This window comes from Nostoc mirabile CHAB5784 (assembly GCF_020829645.1).
Taxonomy (GTDB): Bacteria; Cyanobacteriota; Cyanobacteriia; order Cyanobacteriales; family Nostocaceae; genus Nostoc; species Nostoc mirabile.
In genome coordinates, this window is sequence record NZ_JAIVFS010000018.1 from 80147 (window position 1) to 99294 (window position 19148).

Consider the following 19148-nt stretch of genomic DNA (forward strand, 5'->3'; position numbering starts at 1 on the left):
TGCCCCCTGCTCCCTGCTCCCCTGCTTCTTCCTCATCTCCCTCATCTCCCTATTCCCTACTCCTTAGACCGTTGCTGTCACTTTAGTGGGTTTTTCTTTTTCCTCTTTAGGAGGTTTTTCCTCTTCGGCTTCCTGCTTAACTGTCAAATAGCGAATCACTTCTTCACTTAAGCGCATGGCGCGTTCAAAAGGGGCGATCGCAGTTGCAGGCGCAGTGTAGTTTAACTGGATGTAGATGCCATCGCGGTGTTTTTTGATTTCATAAGCAAGACGACGCTTACCACGATTTTGAATTTGCATATCCTGGGCGCCTTGGTCACGAAGCAAATTCTGATATTTAGTAATTGCTTGCTCTACCTGTTCGTCTCCCAAGTCAGGGCGGAGAATGTACATTGTTTCGTAACTAGTAGTCATATTTTTCAGTCTCCTTATGGACAGAAATGGCTGCTGATGCTAATTTATACCTAAATTAATTTAAAATGCCAGTATTAATCAACATCTGAAGCAACAAGGAACTATAATCTTACCAGTTTTAAATTTGAATCATTAGTCAAATTGCCAAAATTTGAATTTTTTGGATGTCCTAATGAAAACTAGGTCGCTTCCCGGCTCCCATATTTCGTTAGCTTTATTCCAAAAAAATCTCTCACTCACCCGCAAGGGGAATGATGAGACGGCAGTGAACGTAGGTAGTCTTTTTTTTGAAAAGATTGATCAAGCTATCAGCCTTGCCAATGGGTATCTTTCCCTAAGACATATATTATAGCGAGCGATCGCTTTTAGGCTCAAGGCTCAATCGGTTCGCTAAAAAGCTAACTGATGATTGCTACCCGCTCACAGCAACAAAAAAGCAGATAAAAGGATATTCATCAAGGTTATGGCGCAACGCTATGTGCGAATTCAAAATCAAGAAGGACAGATTTACTATGGGTTACTACAACTATCCCTGAATGTGCAGGTGCTAGATGCTCCGCCCTGGTTACAAGGACAACCCACTGATTTAACTTTGACACCAGAAAATTACCAAATTCTGGCTCCCTGCGCTCCCTCAAAAATTGTGGCGGTGGGTAAGAATTATGCAGATCATGCAGCTGAAATGCGAACTCCAGTCCCTTCTGAGCCACTAATCTTTCTCAAGCCACCCACGTCGGTCATTCCATCTGAGAGGGAAATTAAGTATCCTCCCCAGTCACAAAGAGTTGACTACGAAGGAGAGTTAGCGTTAGTGATTGGCGATTACGCCTTTGAATGTACACCAGAGGTAGCCCAAACGAAAATTTGGGGCTACACCATTGCCAATGACGTAACAGCGCGGGATTTACAAAAACGGGATGGTCAATGGACGCGAGCCAAAGGTTTTGATACTTTCTGTCCCTTGGGGCCTTGGATCGTGCGGGAATTAAATCCAGGAGCGAGATTGCAAACTTTTGTGAATGACGACGCCAATCCAGTCCAATCTGCCTGTATAGATCAGATGGTGTTTTCCCCCGATGTTCTAGTTTCTTATATCAGTCAGGTTATGACGCTACTACCGGGTGATTTGGTGCTTACAGGTACGCCGGAGGGTGTAAGTCCCTTGCATCCAGGCGATCGCGTCCGCGTCGAAATTGAAGGTATTGGTCGCCTGGAAAACACCGTAGCGCCCCGTTAACTTCTAACGCACCTGCATATACACTGCATCGGAAATCGCCGGAATTTCCGCATAACGTCCCAGTAGAGACTGAACGGCGGAATATCCAACTGCTGCTACAACGCCTAAAAAGATGGTGTTAGCTACTGTTTCTATTGCAAAGCCAGTACCAGGAACCTGTGCTAAAACTCGCACCAGTATGGAACACAAAAATATAACTATGTCCAAAAGAATCGCCTGCATTGTGTTGAAACGAATGAAGTGACTGATTTTTTCGTTTCTTACCACTAATAGGAACAAGGCAAAGAACACAATTATTTGTCCAATTTGTCCTAAACTACCGTAAATTATTAGCACTGGTTGCAGCGGTAAAAGCAGAACTTGTAGTGCTGGAAACTGATTCAATAAAAACCTGCCAAAAACTAAACCATCAACTAGGGGCAGCAAATAAGGCAAGGAAGCAAAAATTCGATCTGAAACCGTTGTAGACCCACGCCAAGACATTATGCGTTCTCCTGTGGTTAAATTTTTATAGTTACTTGAGCTTAGGATAACGCAGTTGCTTGGTCTTGCTGGCAAATTCAACTATTCTATATAGGCGATGCGAAAACCCATTACACACTCATACTGGTCTGGCTGCTGTTGAGTAAGTTTGCGAATGGCTTGACCACAACGCAGTTGACCCCCACGCCAACGGGGTTGACCGCTCCTGTCAGCGAGTAAACAAGACTGGCAAACTTGCTCAGGGGCAAGGATTTGCTCGTCCATTAAAATGACTAGCATCGAATCCCTCCTGTAAATCCTCATTGTCACCCACATTCTACTCAGGTGAGGATACGCTTTGTAGAGGTTTAAAGAAACGCTGCTTTGTAGGTTGGGCGCGTGCTGCGCGGTTAGTGTTGTGATTTGCGATGGCGCTTTGTGCCCGCCGTGGGCGATCGCAGAGGACACTTAAGAGCCACATCCTAACTCTTTGTAGCAAAAATGTGGGCAATCACAATTTAATAACAATTGTCAAGTGAATCTTTCTTTATTGTATGTTGTGCCTATTTATTGTAAATGAAGATTTTGGTAAAAAATAATACGAAAACATTCGCACTAAGTTGAGCATATACAGGTAAGGGTATTTATTGCAACCGTGTTAATTTAGCACTGGAGAGTGTCAAAATTAATATTCAGGAAACAACAAAAGCTTTACGCACAAGCAACATAGCGATCGATTGAAATTCCCTTGATGGGACTAGTTAAAGTGCCAGAAGTCAAGTTATTGACACTCCCACACCTTAAAGGTGTGGGATTCTTCTTTCATCCAGCCAACTTATTTAGAGGAGTTTCCCCACCTAAACAGAGGTCGTTCTGTCCAGAAGCGTTGATTTCGGTATGCCCTACCGTATTTTTAAGTCCTTTCGCCAATATTTGTTTTGCTGCATTGTGGTCACGGTGCATAACTGTTCCGCATTCATGACATTTATGGGTACGAGTAGACAAAGATTTCTTAACTCGCGTCCCACAAACAGAGCAGTCAAGACTTGTGTAGTGGGGTGAAACAGCTATCGCCCAAGTATCAAAAACTTTGGCGTAGTAGTCCACCCAATCAGTGAACAATGACCACGATGCATCGCTGATAGATTTAGCTAAATGGTGGTTTTTGACCATATTCAAAACAAGCAAGTCTTCATAGACTACCAAATCGCTAGATTGGACAAGCGCCCTTGCTGTCTTTACAGCAAAGTCTTTACGCTGTCTACTTACCTTGAGGTGTTTTTTAGCTAATTTTTTAACAACTTTATGGCGATTAGAAGAACGTTTTTTACATTTAGAAACTTTGCGTTGCTTACGCTTTAACGCCTTTTCTGATTTCCGTAGTAGTCTGGGATTTTCAACTGTATTACCATCAGAATCAGTGTAGAAAAACTCAAGTCCTACATCAATTCCAAGTTGTTTGCCATTTTGTTGATGTTCATCTTTGCGTTCTACGTCAACACAAACTTGACAATAATAACCATCAGCACGTTTAACTATTCTGACTCGCTTAATCTTTTTGATAGGGTAGAAGCTCAGGTCACGAGTACCAATCAATTTGAACCTTCCTGCGTTAAATCCATCAGTGAATGTGATGTATTTTTTATCGGCAGAAAGTTTCCATCCTGAAGTCTTGTACTCTACAGAATTCCCACGTTTTTTGAATCGTGGGAATCCCTTTTTACCAGGGTTATTGGTTTTGCAGTTATCATAAAAACGTTTAATTGCAAACCATGCTCTATCAGCAGAAGCTTTACGTGCCATAGAGTTAAGCTTGTCAGCAAAATCAAATTCTTTAGCCAAGACAGCACAAAGTTTTTGAAGGTCATTCTTGCCAACATTTTTATTATCCATCCAATGTCTTAAAGCCTTGTTACGAATAAACAAAGCAGTTCTAATTACTTCATCTAATGAGTTGTACTGACTTTGTTTACCTTTTAACTTAGCTTCTAAAACTAGCATCGCTTCGACCTATTGACGATAAATATAGCGTACTATGCTATGGTTGATATATGCAAGCTATTGACCAAAACTTTACCAAAACTTTAAAAATGACAAGCAAATCCAGACATAAAACAACCTCGGTTACTTTAATTAACTACCATTTTGTTTGGATACCAAAAAGAAGGAAAAAAGTACTTATTGGAAATGTGGCTAAAAGACTCGAAGAATTATTGTATGAAAAAACTTCATTGCTAGATTGTGAAATCATAGCTCTCGAAATAATGGAAGACCATGTACATCTTTTTGTTAGCTGCCCTCCAACATTAGCCCCAGATCAAATAATGTTTAGATTGAAAGGATATACATCAAGAGTGCTAAGACTTGAGTTTCCACATCTACTAAGACTCCCTTCAATGTGGACTAGGAGTTATTTTTGTGGAACAGCAGGAGACGCATCAAGTGAAACAATCAAAAAATATATTGCCAACCAAAAGACAAGATAGACTGCGCCTAAAGGCGCTACGCATTCATGAGCGAAAATGCGGGTATCGCAGTGTTCCCGCATTATTCGCGTCCCCACCCCTGAAGGACGCAACAATCTAAAAATTTTTTGGATTTTTAGATTGTTGCTGGTGGGCTTTCTGCTCTATTCTTTGTAAAACTGAGTTAAGTAGATAGCCATTTAAAGGATGCATTTACAAAATACTAGGGTAAACTTGCAAGCAAGTTAATACACTATATAATTGGGCGGCTCGTCGGTCTGGGCATCACTCACAATGGAACACTGGCAATTTCTGATACAGAAACAAGGCGATCGCTCGTGGCATATCCTAGAATCGCCAAATTTGGAAATTTTGGAAGGGGAGTATAGAATTTTGGCTCGTTCTAACCTTCCTAATACAGACGTGGAAGTGCGGGTAACTCACTCTTCAACTCAGGAAGTTCTACCAAAGCGGCGAATTTTCAAGCGATCTCGTCGCACTAATTCAGAAGGCTTAATGGCGCTAATTCCTTTTACCTACTTCGAGCCGGGAGTTTGGGAGTTGCGCTGTATGGGCGATTTGATGTCGGAGCTACTCGGTAAATCTTGGCAATACAGTGTGCAACTTCAAGTATTGTGCCAGAAAGTAGAGGGGGAGCAAAGGAGGCTGGCGTTGCAGGGGGAGCAGGGGGAGAATGTAGAATCAAATTCATCCGATCACCCAGATACTGTTTCTGAAAACTTGGAATGTATAGCTCTAGAAGAACCCGCAATTGCGCTAGATAAAGCGATCGCAGTCTTTGCAGAACTGCTAATTGCTACAGACGACAACCCCGTTACTATTGTTGTGCCAGATGAAAGGAACTTAGAATACACTGCCCCAGAAGAACCCGAAATTACGCTAGATAAAGCGATCGCAGTCTTTGCAGAACTGCTAATTGCTACAGACGACAACCCCGTTACTATTGTTGTGCCAGATGAAGGGAACTTAGAATACACTGCCCCAGAAGAACCCGAAATTACGCTAGATAAAGCGATCGCTACGGAACAGGCAGTTAGCAACCCCGTTACTATTGTTGTGCCAGATGAAGGGAACTTAGAATGCACTGCCCCAGAAGAACCCGAAATTACGCTAGATAAAGCGATCGCTACAGAACAGGGAATTGATACAGATAGCAACCCCAGTACCACTGTTCTGCTAGATGAAACCGAAAAAGATATTGATGAGCCTGTGAGTCCTGTGTGGCTCAAAGGTGAGACGGCAGAGCAGATTTTACAAAATTTAATAGATTTAGCTTTACCCAATTCTGAAGCCCTGCTCAATGATGAAAAGGTTACAGATTCTCCAGCAACACAACCATCGCCTCCATTACTGCTAACTTTAGACCAGGATACTTACATTGCTCGTTGGGGACGGCCTCTTACAATCAATGGGCACATAGAACTCAAAGAAAAGATAAATCTAGATCAGGCTGAAATATTATTGCCCAAAAGCCTGCGGGCGCTTGAACTAGGAATTGAACTGCGATCGCCCAAAAACTCGAAAATCTTGACCCAGGTACGGCAACCCTTACCAGATCAGGAGTTGCCCTTCATTATCAATACCTCAATTGATATTCCTGCTGACTTTGAATCCAAGTTAATTTTGGCAGATATCACTTTGTATGGTCGATTCGCCGATGTTGCTGAAGTCATCCGGTTAGCCAGCCAGTTCTTCACCATTACAGCAGATGTAACAGAATTACTGGCAATCACAGCCGCAGCAACACCTAGTACATCCTTAAATTACCCCATAGCACCAGCGGACTCGTCTGCTGTTGTCATGGAGCCGGAGGCCGCTGGGAGGATCGATTTGAAACTATTCAATCTGGTCAAGATTCCAAAAACAGACCAGTCTCAGATACTCAATCCATCCCCAAATACACCTTTACCACCGCAAATTAACTTACAAGTTCTGCGAGAAGCCATCCTGCGGACATCTAACTTAAAGAATTCAGGCACTTCGCCTCAATTGCCGAAACTGCCTCCTATTCAAACCCATGTCAATACTCCCACAGATGTTGTTACAGAAGCCCCTACAGAAGAGGAACTTCTGGAAAAGGATGCTACTATGGTTGCCATCAACTTGGAGCAGTTGATCATCAAGCAACGTCGAATGCCAATACTTGACACTACTTTGCCATACTTGAAACGGCTACAAGCTTTGCCAGATGATACAGAAGAAGTAAAAAACAATCCTCCAAATGCGAAAGTTCCAACAAATGAAGACTTACCGCAGTTGGACACAACTGTAGCTGATGAAAATACACTGGAATTGGTAGTAGATGATGCACAATTCCAGGAAGAATCTGTTGCTGAAGTAGAAACCCAGCCAAATGAACAATTCCAGGAAGAATCTGTTGCTGAGGTAGAAGCCCAGCCAAATGCACAATTCATTACAACAGGTAACCTTTACTCATCTCCCCTGCTCAGGAAGTGGATGCATAGCCAAAGATACTCTTTGCCTGAATCCATCGATGAACTGGAACCTGAAGACCACGATAGCTATGTTCCAGCCCAGCAGACCCAGCTTTCTCTTAGTGCTGAAACTCCCAATGTTGATGTCAACTTGCCGTTAAGCCTGGATGGTGATATAGAGACATGGGAAGAAGTTCAAGAGCAATCGGTTTTTGATCTTGGGAACTTTGGGGAAGATGCAGATACAGCAAAGGAAGCTGATCTAGAAACAGGGGAAGATCCGGTAGTAGAAAAAGTATCCGAACCAACAGTCTCAATGGTGGTAAGACGACTACCGCCCCCCCCTCCTTCGATAAAAATGAATATAGCGTCAGCTTGGTTGGCGCAAGAAATCGTTGTAGATGATACATATAGTGAACTGGAAGCCAATGGGACGAAAAATGATTCTTTTGAAGAAGAGAAGCAACCACTGTTAGGTTTATCCTCTTCCCCACCCATAACTGCGGCAGCTATTGAGCCTTTGCCAATTCCAGAACTGCATGTACCAGACGGCGAACTAATCGCTGGCAAATTTATCATAGTGCGCGTAGTACTGCCTGAAGTACCTCCCCAAGTTGTTGTCAAGTTATGGCTTGAAGATTATCAAACTCGCTGGTTACTAGAGGGGCCCCATTTACTGACAAATTTGCTACCTAACGCCTTGGGAGGATTGGAAGTGATGACGCAATTAAATATTCCCTTTGGCTGTTTAGAAATTCGCTTAGAAGCGATCGCACTTGATCTGACAACCCAACAGGAGAGTCACAAAGTCACAATAGTGCGAACTGTGATTCCTCCAGACTTGCCAAACTTGCAGCTAGATGAACTTCTGGGTATGTGATCGGCGAGTAACCAGTAACCAAGCCCCGTTGGGGCGGGTGTAGGGGTTGCATGGTGGTAGGGGTGTAGGGAAAAAGACGCTTCCCCAACAACCACTCTTGTTAAAAGCCCCATCCCTTGGGACGACCGCGTTGTCCGAGGTTTCAATCCTCGGACAACGCCCTTACCCCCTATACCCCTATACCCTTATACCCCTACACCCCTAATGAATCAGGAATGAGGGGGACAAGGGGACAAGGGAGAATTATTCAACAAATCTTTCCCCACTCCCTACTCCCCATATTGCCTGTGTTAAAAATATGAAAGAATTTCAAAAATCTGGCAGAATTTGCAGTAAGCTCATTTTGAATTGTAGTGTTATTTGATAGGAACCTTTACTATGGCAGCTTCTTTTTTGCCTACTGTCTTGGCTAGTACTTCGTACTTGTCTGCTATCTTAGTGCCCATAATTGGTTGGGTTTTGCCAGGTGTGGTCTTCGCGTTTCTGTTTTTATACATTGAAAGCGACGATATCAGCGATATTAACTGATACTGATGTAGTCATTAGTCATTAGTCATTGGTCATTAGTCATTAGTCATTTGTAAAAAACAAATGACAAAGGACAAAGGACAAAGGACAAATGACCAAAATTAATACCGCCCATCTCATAGAGACAGGCGGTTTTTTTAACGTCGATTTCTCAACAAATGCTAGAAAATTCTAACTTATAGTGTTCGGTTCAAACTAACTCATGTTAAATCGAAGAACCGAGTCCGGCGTAGGCACCATAAAAGAAAATGCCCAAGACTGTAATTATACCTAAACCTGCGATCGTAGCGACGACCCACAGGGGAATTCTCCCACTTCCAGACACAGCTTCTCTCCTCCCTTAACAACTAATCAACACAGGTTAAATAAACAAAAATTAACAACAGGATTTCCAGTTAGTTAAAGAAGTAACTAGAAAACAGAATCCCCAGAACGAAAACTAGTAGTAGTCCCAGGTATAGCGAAGTCCGGTTTAGTTCAACCGGTTGATTATTGGGATTGGGCGATCTTTCTACCATAATTGCTCCTAACGATGAATAAATTGCATTGCGGCGATCGCGCCTAAAAAGAATACAGTTGGTACACCTAAGGTGTGAACTGCCAGCCATCTAACGGTAAAAATTGGATAGGTAACTGGTTGATTGATGTTATTGCCGCTAGTCATGATCTCAAACTACTTTCCAATAAATTGTTCAACTTGTTTTTTAGCTTCAAAACGGTTCTTCACAATGGGCACTTCTTGCCGCGCTGGTGTGAAATACTCGTCGGGGCGGGGTGTGCCAAAAGCATCATAAGCCAGCCCAGTGCTGACAAATAGCCAACCGGCAATAAATAATGCCGGAATGGTGATGCTGTGAATTACCCAGTAACGAACGCTAGTAATGATGTCCGAAAACGGACGTTCTCCAGTGGTACCTGACATTTAGATCCCTACCTTATACATAGAGTGTTATTGAGTTTATTATCCTACAAAGTTAAGAAAGAGTTACAAGTTGCAAAGTTCTTCTCAGAAATTAGGTATTGGAATTAGGTGACAGGTGATAGGTGATAGGGAAGAATCTGTACCCTGTAACCTGTACTCTATTTCCTTCTTCACTCACTAAGCAGCTTCTGGAGAAGTTGTTTCAGGGTTTGGTAGATATTTGAGCAAAACGCCGCGATCGCCAATTATAAATCCCCGCTCTGGCTCTAAGAACACAATCTTGTACAAATTAGCAGCAACTTCTTCCACTGCACGGTCTTTTTCCCAGGTTTTGCCACCGTCGGTACTTCGTAGTAAATTACCGCTACCGCCACCTATCCAAATTTCATTGGGTGTACGATATGCCAAATCTAGTAAACCCCAACTGGTGGATAACTCTGGATATTGTGCCTTTTGCCATTCTTCAGGTTTAGTTGGGTCACTAAACTGAATTTGACCTCCCCTAGCTAGCAACCACAATTGCCCATTATCAGCAAAACCCATGTTTTCTACCCGCCGAGAACTATTGCGGTTATGGGGTACCCAAGCATCTTGTCCCGGTTCCCAAGTCGAGTAGAAACTACCCTTCGCGGAAACGGCAACATATTTGCCATCAGGAGAACGTTCTAAGTTACGCACTACACCGACTGCTGATTCCACCCTAGCTCTCCAGTTTTTGCCGCCGTCTGTGGTCTTATATATGGCTCCTACATCAGTAGCCATTTCAGCTGTATTATCTGCCAGTGCCTTAATTGCGATCGGGCTACCTGGTAGCTTTTCGCTCAGGGGAATACGCGACCAAGAAGCACCTTCATCAGTAGTGTGCAGCAACAGTCCAGGCTCTCCGGCAATCCAGCCTTCTTTACCTGCAAAACTTACTGAGTCAAAGCGATACTTTTGCTCATCCAGTTGCAGTGTTATTGGTTTCCAGGTATTACCACCGTCATTGGTTTCCAATAGGGTGGCATTGCTACCTACTAAGTAGCCATGCTCAGGGTTATTAGTAAATGCAATATCCAGGAGATTCGAGTCTGTTGGCACAGAAATGACTTTCCAAGGGTTGTAACTAACAGAGGGAATTTTGCTACAACCTATACACATGAGGACTACTATCAACAAGATAGCTATTCGTTGCCAACCTTTCACAATTGAATGCATTAGTATTTCTTAACTTGTTTCTAAATTTCTGTAGCTGTTCTCTAAAAGGTTTACTGATACTTTTTTGCTAACATTTGCTAACAAATACATAAGTTGAGCAGATCAATCTCAACCAAGGTGTATCAATCGATGCATAAAAACAAGTTCTATGCACTCTTACTTGTTTGCTTCTAGCGTGATTCTTGCTTTGAGAAGCAACATATTTGCGATTACTTGTTGTAACACCTCAGAGGCAAATTCTCAGTATAGAGGTTGCTTGACGTTACGGATTCTCACCTGAATCTCTGATATTTTATCAGAGAATACACTGTTAATCAATGTAAAAAAGTGAGCATTTTTAGCTTAATTAAACGCTCTAGGGAATAAGTAAAACAGCATACTTGTGTGATTATAGTCACACAACCAATAATGAAAATCTCTTTCCCTACTCACTACTTTCTGTTTCTGAGATAACGGCTGTCATTGTAAGCCGTAGAGACTGATAAAAAACAAGAAGCCAAGAGCCAAAGCACCAAAAATTAGGATATTCTTTTGGGTTGGCGTTAGGTTATTGACACCTAAACCGTAACCGAGATTTTCTTTGAAGCCGGATGCAGTACCCACAGGGCCAATGTTGGCAAAAGCGGTTTTTTTAGCACTACAAACTGGACAGCGCCAACTTATGGGCAGTTCTGCAAAGGTTGTCCCTGAAGGAATATCATGCGTGTCGTCTCCCTTCTCAGGTTCGTAAACATAACCGCAGGCTCGACACTCGTAGCGGTCTAACACCGGAGTCTCAATAGCTGGTTCACTCATGGCTAGGGCCTCGCAGAGGAGAAATCTGAAATATACGTTACAAATTATGACATAATTGTTAGGCTTTTCTATCACTATCAAAAGCTAATTAAATACTTGAAGTGTATCTGTTTCCCAGATTTCAGAAAAACCAAACAGATATAATGTAAAAGAAAGTAACGTAATTCAAGGGATTGGGTATTGGGTATTGGGTATGGGGCATGGGGCATTGGGCATTGGGCATTGGTTAAAAATCAATAGTTATTCTTCCCCTGCTTCCCCTGCTCCCCCTGCTCCCTCATCTCCCCACTCCCTACTCCCCACTCCCTACTTTAAATACTCCATAAGCGGTAGATACTCATTGTGTTTGTCCTCAGCGGTTACGAGTACCTTCTAGGCTTCTTCATCATCTGTAGCCTAGTACCTGCCTTAGCGCTCTCAGCTTCCAAGCTCCTACGACCCAGTGGTTACAGTCCAGAACGGCACACCACCTATGAATCTGGCATGGAACCCATCGGGGGAGCCTGGATTCAGTTCAACATCCGCTACTACATGTTTGCTTTGGTCTTCGTCGTCTTTGATGTGGAGACTGTGTTCTTGTATCCTTGGGCGGTAGCTTTTCACCGTTTGGGGCTACTGGCATTTATTGAAGCGCTAGTCTTTATTGCAATTCTTGTAGTCGCCTTAGTTTACGCATGGCGTAAAGGAGCTTTGGAATGGTCTTGAATTCTAACTTAACAACCCAGGACAAAGAACGAATCATCAACCCCATTGAGCGGACTACAATCACTCAAGACCTTTCAGAAAATGTCATTTTGACTACGGTTGATGACCTCTACGACTGGGCGCGGCTTTCTAGTCTGTGGCCGTTGTTGTTTGGTACTGCTTGCTGCTTTATTGAGTTTGCAGCTTTAATTGGTTCACGATTTGACTTTGACCGTTTTGGGCTAATTCCCCGTTCTAGCCCCCGCCAAGCCGATTTAATTATTACGGCAGGGACTATTACGATGAAGATGGCTCCCCAACTGGTGCGTCTTTATGAACAAATGCCAGAGCCGAAGTATGTAATTGCGATGGGTGCTTGCACAATTACTGGCGGGATGTTCAGTGTTGATTCCCCCACGGCAGTGCGCGGAGTCGATAAACTGATTCCTGTGGATGTGTACTTACCTGGTTGTCCTCCCCGTCCAGAAGCAATTATCGACGCAATCATTAAGCTGCGGAAGAAAATCTCCAATGAATCGATGCAAGAGCGGCATAAAATTAAGCAAACCCACCGCTACTACAGCACGACTCATAACCTGAAGCCAGTAGATGAAATCTTAACTGGTAAGTATTTGCAGTCAGCAACTCGCTCCGTACCACCGAAGGAATTGGCGGAAGCAATCGGTATGCCAATACCACCTGCACTGCTGACAGAAAAGACGCAAAAGGAGGAACAAACCCGTGGCTGAAGAAGAATCTAAACCAGTACCAGCAGAAAAAGAAGAGTCATTGGTACAAGCGGGTAAAGTTTCCCAGTGGTTGACGGAAAATGGCTTTGACCATGAGTTTTTGGCACCAGATAAGAATGGTGTAGAGATAATTAAGGTGGCGGCAGATTTCTTGCTTCCCACCGCTACAGCCCTTTATGCCTACGGGTTTAATTATCTCCAGTTTCAAGGTGGTGTTGACCTTGGGCCAGGACAGGAATTGGTAAGTGTGTATCACTTGATTAAAGTGGGTGATAATAGCGATCGCCCCGAAGAAGTTCGAGTTAAAGTGTTCTTACCACGGGAAAACCCCGTAGTGCCTTCTGTGTACTGGATTTGGAAGACCGCAGATTGGCAAGAGCGCGAGTCTTACGATATGTTAGGCATTGTCTACGAAGGACACCCAAATCTCAAGCGAATTTTGATGCCGGAAGATTGGGTAGGTTGGCCTTTGCGGAAGGATTATATCTCGCCTGATTTCTACGAGTTGCAAGACGCTTATTAGATAGTGCTGAATCGAGACGCGATGAATCGCGTCTGTACAAGATAGTGCTGAGTTTCGATAGTGATTAACCCCTTTCCGGTGGCGGAGAGGGGTTATGTTTTTGGTGTTTCATGTCAAGTTGGTTGACAAAAGTTGCTGTAATTCATTGACTGTATTTACAGTTTTAATTGCCTGTTGAATTGCTTTTAATTTTTGCAAATCTGTAATTTGAGAGATTATCGGTATCAATTCTGAACCTTGATTGCCAAACTTAATTTCTAATGCCAATTCAATCCCTGAATATAATTCCTCCTTTCTTCCTCGCAGTTCTCCGCGTGCTTCTCCGCGTGCTTCTCCGCGTGCTTCTCCGCGTGCTTCTCCTTCGCGTAAAATTTCTTGATACCAAGGCGATTCATGTAATATAGCCATATCCCACCTCATAATTTCTTGAACAAGCGTACTCTCTAAAACAAACGTAGCAAAAAAAGCCAAGACTGTTTCTAGTTGGTTTAGTTGTTCATCAGCACGAAGAATTTGTAATGCTTCTCTAATAGTAGATTCATTTTCACCACCTTTGAGAATGGGTACAAACGGCAGTAAGGATGGTAAGGGTTGTTGAAAAGCAATCTCGACATCAACTTCCCACAGGTTAATGACACGGTAATCTTGAATAGCACGTAAACCAGCTATATTTAATGCATAACTTGTAGGTATTTCAGCATCACTTGCCTTGAGGATATTAATTAGTACTGGATACGTTGGCAAATTATATTTTTCTTCTGCAAGTGCTGCATAAGCACGCATCCTGCGCGGCATTTCTGGTTTATAGCGGAGTTGTAATTCGTTAAGAACGAGAAATTTTCCATGCTGAGGACTTTCGACACGGATTAAAACATCACTTTCTCGACTTATCCACTGAAATTCTGAGTTGAGAATTTCGCCAGCAACAATATCAGGAATTTGTGTTACCCATTTTACCCAGTTATCAGGTGCAAGGCTGATTAAGCGTTTGGTGCTGACATCGGCGGGTTTGATCATGGGGTTGTAAACGCACTGAAAGTTATCAAATAATTGTACTTAATACTGGATTACAGATATTCAGGTTTTTGATTGGACTACTTAGAGAAAGCGATCGCACCCAATCTGAGATAATTTGAGACAATGCGATGTCTACGACGGGCTTCTTTATGAGACGCTACGCGAACGCCTACGCAATTTATGAACTAATTTGAGCCTTGTTAACTTCGGGGAATTTCAGGGAAATATATAAATGTAGCTTTTATACAAGAAGATGATTAAATTGCATCTCTTTTATAGGGCTAAACTGTCGCACCTTTAAATTATACATCTTCCTGCTAGGGTCGTCCGATGTTATTAGAAAACATCAAGCTATCTGAACTACCATCAATTTATTTATTATAAAAAGAAAAGCTGCCTACTTGTCCAGCTATCTACTTTGTATCTGACAGTAAAGGACAGATTCTTTATATCGGTAGAACAGTCAACTTATTTCAGCGATGGAGAGAACATCATAGATTTCAACAGCTAAAAAGATTTAATCGGAAAAACCGTGTCAGTATTAGCTGGATGACTTGCAGCAATGATCTAAATACTCTCTCAAAACTGGAAAATGAGTTGATCGAGTTACATAAGCCGCCGCTGAACTGGACGAAAGTAGTAACACTAATTAGAAAAATAACTCCAGTTGAGACAGCAGTACAGCAAAGCCTTCAGCAACTTGCTAAATTGAACACTATGATATTTGGATTTGATCCAATTTCAGACGAAGAACCACCAACAATATACTTGGTGTATCCCGTCTATGGTCAGCGTGGTCTATCGGGTAGCATACGGATTGCATTAAAAAATATTAATAAAAAGGCTAGTGGACTGAAATGGAAGGAGTACCACACAGACCCTAAATCTTTAGGTAAATTTGGGTATTGGGAGACTGAGTATAACGGTATCAGAATAGATTTAACTCCTGTTCAGGGCTTAGTTCACTTTATGCCTGATTCTACTCGTCGGACTGTAGCTGGAGTGGAGTTTATGGCCTTTAGTTGGGAACAGTTAGAAACAGTCCTAGAAAATACACCAGAGGGTAAGGAGAATATTTCTGGTATAGATGCATTAGAGGATGATCCTATTCCACTAAAACTTGTTGAGAAACATCATCTCGGTGAAGGGAAGTATAAAGATGTCGATGAAGTTGAACCTTGGGAGGAATTAGAACCAATGGCTGAAGGTGATGTTAGAGTAATGAATCGTCAATTTTTGTATGTGGATAATGTAGAAATAGAGGTGTGTACTAGCGAAAATGGGAAGCATTTTGTTAGGCACAATGTTTACTGGTGGATAATGCATGGACGGAAAAATCCTGACCTAGAGCATGATCACATAATACGTATTTTACAAAGCGAAGTAGATAGACTACCCAGCATCAGATGGTTTGGTTATAGGTTTAGATTAGAGACTATTCTATTCAACGAAGATGATGTAGAAGTTGAAACTATGCTGCTACCACTAGCTATGTTTGAAGACCTGATGAGGGATAGGGATAAACTAAAATCAATGTTTAGTGCGAAGCTTATAGAAGAAATTCAAAGTGGTGAATATAAATCAAAACCAGACGACCAGGCAAACATGAAACTGTGTATATGGCTGCAACGTAATTCAGTATCTTCGCTGCTTAAACTCGATAAGAGCTAAACAAATGTAGCTAGTACAAAATAACGATCAACAGAGGGTGCATCTGTATTGCTGCAACAACCTTCTAGTCCTTTTGCGATCGCACTCAGCATCTCCATCGTCATTGGTGCGTAGGCGTAGCCCGTCGTAGACATCGCTGGACTGATTAAAACCCTAAAATCTGGCTAGGGCGTGTTTTCAAACCTTTCTTGAAGCACCTGAGTCTTTGGAGATCCCCCCAACCCCCCCTTAAAAAGGGGGGCTTTTAGAGTTTCTTTTCCCCCCTTCTTAAGGGGGGTTAGGGGGTATCTTCGAGTTTGAAAACAGTCCCTAATCCCCACATTCCGCCCAGAAGTTAACTTCTGGGCTAATAGACCCATACGCAAATTATAAATGTTTACCAGGATAGAGTTACACGGATTCATACGCAAAGAGCGATCGCTCTGAGCATTTCTATCGTAATTAATTAGGACTTACGCAAAATATCTCTCAAACTCTGATTTGTCCGTGTCGCGCCAGTTGCTTCAAGTCTCTTAACCGCAAGGGCGCACTGGCAACTCTATTGCCTCTGCGGTAGCCTGTGGCAAGCCACTTCGTGTCTACGTTATTCCGTAACTCGTGCGTCAGTCCTATTAGTATAATATCCAAGATGTTCAGTGAAATTTCCTAGTAATCGGAATCGCTATCTCTACCTTTGTATCTATAATTTATAGGAAAATTCCATGTAAATATTTAAAGTAATATGTCAGAAACACCTCCAGACGCTATTTGGATTGTGACCGATGAAACCCCTCAAATATCGATTCCTGACGGTGCTAAAGGCGGGAGTACTAATACACGCAGTTGGGGAGAGGAAACTATCAGGGAAAGTATTGGTAGCAAAGGGGTAGGAGATGCCGTTAAGGTTAGCGCTCAAAAATTAGAGCAAAATATGACTCACTTTCTCAAAGTCGTGGGAAGTTTGTTTAGTCAGGCTGAACAGCAGGCAAAAGTCAACTCCAGGATGCAGCTAGATGAAATTGAGCTATCGGTGGAAATTAGTGGGGAAGGAGAAGTTAAATTAATTGGTAATGGTGGCAAAGCTGGGAGTAAAGGAGCGATTAAGCTGAAGTTCAAGCGCCAAGAATCACAGTGAGATGGCAAAAAATTGGGCGATCGCGATCGGAATTAACCAGTATGATTATCTGCAACCGCTAAACTATGCCAAGCGGGATGCACAGTTAATGCAAGAGTTTTTGGGCAATGAAGCAGGATTTGAGCGGATATTCTTCTTCTCTGATGACTCCCCTGAACTTGCTGGAAAATCGACTCGCCCAACTCGCACTAACTTGCTGCGAGTCTTGCGGCAGTTATTTGACAATCCCTTTATGGGAGCAGGGGATAATTTCTGGTTTTTCTTCAGTGGTCATGGGATAAGATACGCTGACCGCGATTATCTCATGCCCTGTGATGGCGACCCGGAGGATATTGAAAACACGGCAATTGCGATTAACTTTGTCACTGAACGCCTGCGTCGCTGCGGTGCTGATAACGTTGTCTTGATTCTGGATGCTTGTCGTAATGAAGGCAAAAAAATAGGTGAAGGAATTGGGCGACAAACTGCACAAGAAGCACGTCAACAAGGAGTTATCAGCATTTTTTCTTGTATTCCCCAGGAGTATTCTTATGAAATTGATGCTTTACAACAAGGTGCTTTTACCGCTGCATTACTAGAAGGGTTAGGAATTCAAGGTAAATGCGCTACTGTTGAACGCTTAGATCAATATCTTAAGTTTCGTGTGCCTGAACTGGTTCGCCAGTATAAGAATACAAGGCAAACGCCTTATGTGATTGCTGAACCTGTGAATAAATCTCACCTAATACTTGTGCCACGATACGCAACTCTAGCAGATATCGCCACGTTGAAAAATGATGCTTATGGCGCTCAGAGAAAGAAAGACTTTGATTTAGCAAAACAACTCTGGATTAGGGTACTAGCTACTGCATCAGGTCAAGATATGGAAGCTATAGAAGCCTTGGAAGAAATTGCTCGGTTGCGAAATAGTTCTGCCCTAATATTACCTAACTGGTCACGACGACGTGTAATTCAAACTGCTGGATTTGCAGTTACTGGGTTGGGTTTGACAATTGCAATACCACGTTTTTGGCCGTCTAATTCAGGAGAAAGCAGCACCTCCCACACGACTGAAGCAATTAGCCTAAAAAGCTTTCAATTTGAAGTTGTCATGGTGGATACAAAGGGAAACATCACCAACCGTAGCAATCGTGAAGCGAAATACTTCATTGAAAACTTAGGAAATGGTATCACCCTGGAAATGGTGCAGATACCAGGGGGAAGCTTTATGATGGGTTCACCAGAAGGAGAAGCAGAGAGAGATCAAGATGAAAGTCCACAGCATCAAGTAAAAGTACCTGGGTTCTTCATGGGTAAATATGAAATTACCCAGGCGCAGTATCGAGCAATTATGAGTAATAATCCTTCCAACTTCAAAGGTCAGAAACGACCTATAGAAGGGGTGAGTTGGGATGATGCAGTAGAATTTTGTAAAAAGTTGAGTCAGAAAACAGGAAAAACCTATCGACTACCCAGCGAAGCCGAATGGGAATATGCTTGCCGTGCTGGAACCAAGACCCCATTTTATTTTGGTGAAACGATTACCACAGATTTAGTTAACTACAACGGTAACTATCCTTACGGCTCTGCACCAAAAGGGGAATATCGTCGACAAACAACAGATGTAGGAAAATTTCCGCCTAACTCTTTCGGTTTATACGATATGCATGGTAATGTATATGAGTGGTGTCAAGATGTATATAAAAACAATTACCAGGGTGCGCCAAAAGATGGTAGTGCGTGGCTAACTGGTAAAGAAAATAACTTTAAGCTGCTGCGTGGCGGTAGTTGGCTCCTCAATGCCTGGCGTTGCCGTTCTGCCTATCGTAATAGCTACGCGCGCGCGAATCGTCACTACAATGTTGGTTTTCGCGTGGTGGCGGTGGCTGTGGCGTGAGTACTCCCCATTGTCAGAGTTGGTAAATGGGAATTTATCGAGCGTACAACAGGGAGTCCAGACCTGAACCAGCGAGAAAGGCGACAACCTCCGAATATAAAACCGAGTCGGATAGCTTGGTAGGTTGCAAAACCGAACAGTTGTTCGACTCAATTAAT

General features: G+C 42.8%; 22 protein-coding genes. 10 read left to right on the forward strand and 12 right to left on the reverse strand.

Annotated elements, in window-relative coordinates:
• Positions 1–63: 63 nt before the first annotated feature.
• Positions 64–414, reverse strand: coding sequence for a 30S ribosomal protein S6 (gene rpsF, locus LC653_RS14360; RefSeq protein WP_229495113.1), 351 nt, complete (start codon positions 412–414; stop codon positions 64–66).
• A gap of 463 nt (positions 415–877) precedes the next feature.
• Between rpsF and LC653_RS14365 the strand changes: the two genes are divergently transcribed.
• Positions 878–1651 (forward strand): fumarylacetoacetate hydrolase family protein, encoded by a 774-nt coding sequence (locus tag LC653_RS14365; protein WP_229495114.1) that lies wholly within the window; start codon positions 878–880, stop codon positions 1649–1651.
• A gap of 3 nt (positions 1652–1654) precedes the next feature.
• On the opposite strand, the gene LC653_RS14370 is transcribed toward LC653_RS14365, so the two are convergent.
• From LC653_RS14370 to LC653_RS14380, 3 genes are all read right to left on the reverse strand, one after another.
• Positions 1655–2134, reverse strand: coding sequence for a Tic20 family protein (locus LC653_RS14370; RefSeq protein WP_229495115.1), 480 nt, complete (start codon positions 2132–2134; stop codon positions 1655–1657).
• A gap of 81 nt (positions 2135–2215) precedes the next feature.
• Positions 2216–2413, reverse strand: a complete 198-nt coding sequence (locus tag LC653_RS14375) for a hypothetical protein (RefSeq protein ID WP_100899263.1) — start codon at positions 2411–2413, stop codon at positions 2216–2218.
• A gap of 522 nt (positions 2414–2935) precedes the next feature.
• Entirely contained in the window at positions 2936–4114 is a 1179-nt protein-coding gene (locus LC653_RS14380) for an RNA-guided endonuclease InsQ/TnpB family protein (protein ID WP_229495116.1), read from the reverse strand.
• 89 nt (positions 4115–4203) lie between these two features.
• Here LC653_RS14380 and tnpA point away from each other — a divergent pair, with 89 nt between their 5' ends.
• From tnpA to psaI, 3 genes are all read left to right on the forward strand, one after another.
• On the forward strand, positions 4204–4599 hold the full coding sequence (tnpA, locus tag LC653_RS14385; RefSeq protein WP_229495151.1) for an IS200/IS605 family transposase: 396 nt from the start codon (positions 4204–4206) through the stop codon (positions 4597–4599).
• Positions 4600–4872: 273 nt separating this feature from the next.
• Positions 4873–7914 (forward strand): hypothetical protein, encoded by a 3042-nt coding sequence (locus LC653_RS14390; RefSeq protein WP_229495117.1) that lies wholly within the window; start codon positions 4873–4875, stop codon positions 7912–7914.
• Between the two features lie 378 nt (positions 7915–8292).
• Positions 8293–8442, forward strand: a complete 150-nt coding sequence (gene psaI, locus LC653_RS14395; RefSeq protein WP_229495118.1) for a photosystem I reaction center subunit VIII — start codon at positions 8293–8295, stop codon at positions 8440–8442.
• A gap of 205 nt (positions 8443–8647) precedes the next feature.
• Here the strand turns inward: psaI and LC653_RS14400 are convergent, their stop codons facing one another.
• The 6 genes from LC653_RS14400 to LC653_RS14425 all read right to left on the reverse strand — a co-directional run bounded on the left by LC653_RS14400 (position 8648) and on the right by LC653_RS14425 (position 11356).
• Positions 8648–8767 carry a photosystem II reaction center protein J gene (locus tag LC653_RS14400; protein WP_012411803.1) on the reverse strand — a complete coding sequence of 40 codons (120 nt, stop codon included), beginning with the start codon at positions 8765–8767 and terminating at the stop codon, positions 8648–8650.
• A 70-nt stretch (positions 8768–8837) separates the two neighbouring features.
• Complete coding sequence (psbL, locus tag LC653_RS14405; protein ID WP_012411802.1) at positions 8838–8960, reverse strand: photosystem II reaction center protein PsbL; 123 nt, start codon at positions 8958–8960, stop codon at positions 8838–8840.
• Between the two features lie 8 nt (positions 8961–8968).
• The gene (psbF, locus tag LC653_RS14410) at positions 8969–9106 is read right to left on the reverse strand and encodes a cytochrome b559 subunit beta (protein WP_012411801.1); all 138 of its coding nucleotides are present in this window, start codon (positions 9104–9106) and stop codon (positions 8969–8971) included.
• 9 nt (positions 9107–9115) lie between these two features.
• Entirely contained in the window at positions 9116–9364 is a 249-nt protein-coding gene (psbE, locus tag LC653_RS14415; protein WP_162399775.1) for a cytochrome b559 subunit alpha, read from the reverse strand.
• Between the two features lie 177 nt (positions 9365–9541).
• Positions 9542–10561, reverse strand: coding sequence for a photosynthesis system II assembly factor Ycf48 (locus tag LC653_RS14420; protein ID WP_229495119.1), 1020 nt, complete (start codon positions 10559–10561; stop codon positions 9542–9544).
• 459 nt (positions 10562–11020) lie between these two features.
• Positions 11021–11356 (reverse strand): rubredoxin, encoded by a 336-nt coding sequence (locus LC653_RS14425; protein ID WP_229495120.1) that lies wholly within the window; start codon positions 11354–11356, stop codon positions 11021–11023.
• Between the two features lie 342 nt (positions 11357–11698).
• Here LC653_RS14425 and ndhC point away from each other — a divergent pair, with 342 nt between their 5' ends.
• The 3 genes from ndhC to LC653_RS14440 are packed head-to-tail and all read left to right on the forward strand — an operon-like array spanning position 11699 to position 13312.
• Positions 11699–12061 carry a photosynthetic/respiratory NAD(P)H-quinone oxidoreductase subunit C gene (gene ndhC, locus LC653_RS14430; RefSeq protein WP_196526961.1) on the forward strand — a complete coding sequence of 121 codons (363 nt, stop codon included), beginning with the start codon at positions 11699–11701 and terminating at the stop codon, positions 12059–12061.
• Positions 12052–12789 carry a photosynthetic/respiratory NAD(P)H-quinone oxidoreductase subunit K gene (gene ndhK, locus LC653_RS14435; RefSeq protein ID WP_229495121.1) on the forward strand — a complete coding sequence of 246 codons (738 nt, stop codon included), beginning with the start codon at positions 12052–12054 and terminating at the stop codon, positions 12787–12789. The genes ndhC and ndhK overlap by 10 nt, the downstream gene beginning before the upstream one ends.
• A complete protein-coding gene (locus tag LC653_RS14440; protein ID WP_229495122.1) occupies positions 12782–13312 on the forward strand; it encodes an NAD(P)H-quinone oxidoreductase subunit J in 531 nt (176 codons plus the stop codon). The genes ndhK and LC653_RS14440 overlap by 8 nt, the downstream gene beginning before the upstream one ends.
• Before the next feature lie 108 nt (positions 13313–13420).
• On the opposite strand, the gene LC653_RS14445 is transcribed toward LC653_RS14440, so the two are convergent.
• Complete coding sequence (locus LC653_RS14445; protein ID WP_229495123.1) at positions 13421–14329, reverse strand: RpnC/YadD family protein; 909 nt, start codon at positions 14327–14329, stop codon at positions 13421–13423.
• A gap of 411 nt (positions 14330–14740) precedes the next feature.
• Between LC653_RS14445 and LC653_RS14450 the strand changes: the two genes are divergently transcribed.
• Positions 14741–16000 (forward strand): GIY-YIG nuclease family protein, encoded by a 1260-nt coding sequence (locus tag LC653_RS14450; RefSeq protein WP_308189088.1) that lies wholly within the window; start codon positions 14741–14743, stop codon positions 15998–16000.
• On the opposite strand, the gene LC653_RS14455 is transcribed toward LC653_RS14450, so the two are convergent.
• Positions 15997–16134, reverse strand: coding sequence for a hypothetical protein (locus tag LC653_RS14455; RefSeq protein ID WP_229495124.1), 138 nt, complete (start codon positions 16132–16134; stop codon positions 15997–15999). The two genes, LC653_RS14450 and LC653_RS14455, sit on opposite strands and share 4 nt — an antisense overlap.
• 587 nt (positions 16135–16721) lie before the next feature.
• Between LC653_RS14455 and LC653_RS14460 the strand changes: the two genes are divergently transcribed.
• On the forward strand, positions 16722–17114 hold the full coding sequence (locus LC653_RS14460) for a Pepco domain-containing protein (RefSeq protein WP_229495125.1): 393 nt from the start codon (positions 16722–16724) through the stop codon (positions 17112–17114).
• A gap of 1 nt (position 17115) precedes the next feature.
• Complete coding sequence (locus tag LC653_RS14465; RefSeq protein ID WP_229495126.1) at positions 17116–18990, forward strand: SUMF1/EgtB/PvdO family nonheme iron enzyme; 1875 nt, start codon at positions 17116–17118, stop codon at positions 18988–18990.
• Positions 18991–19148: the final 158 nt, after the last annotated feature.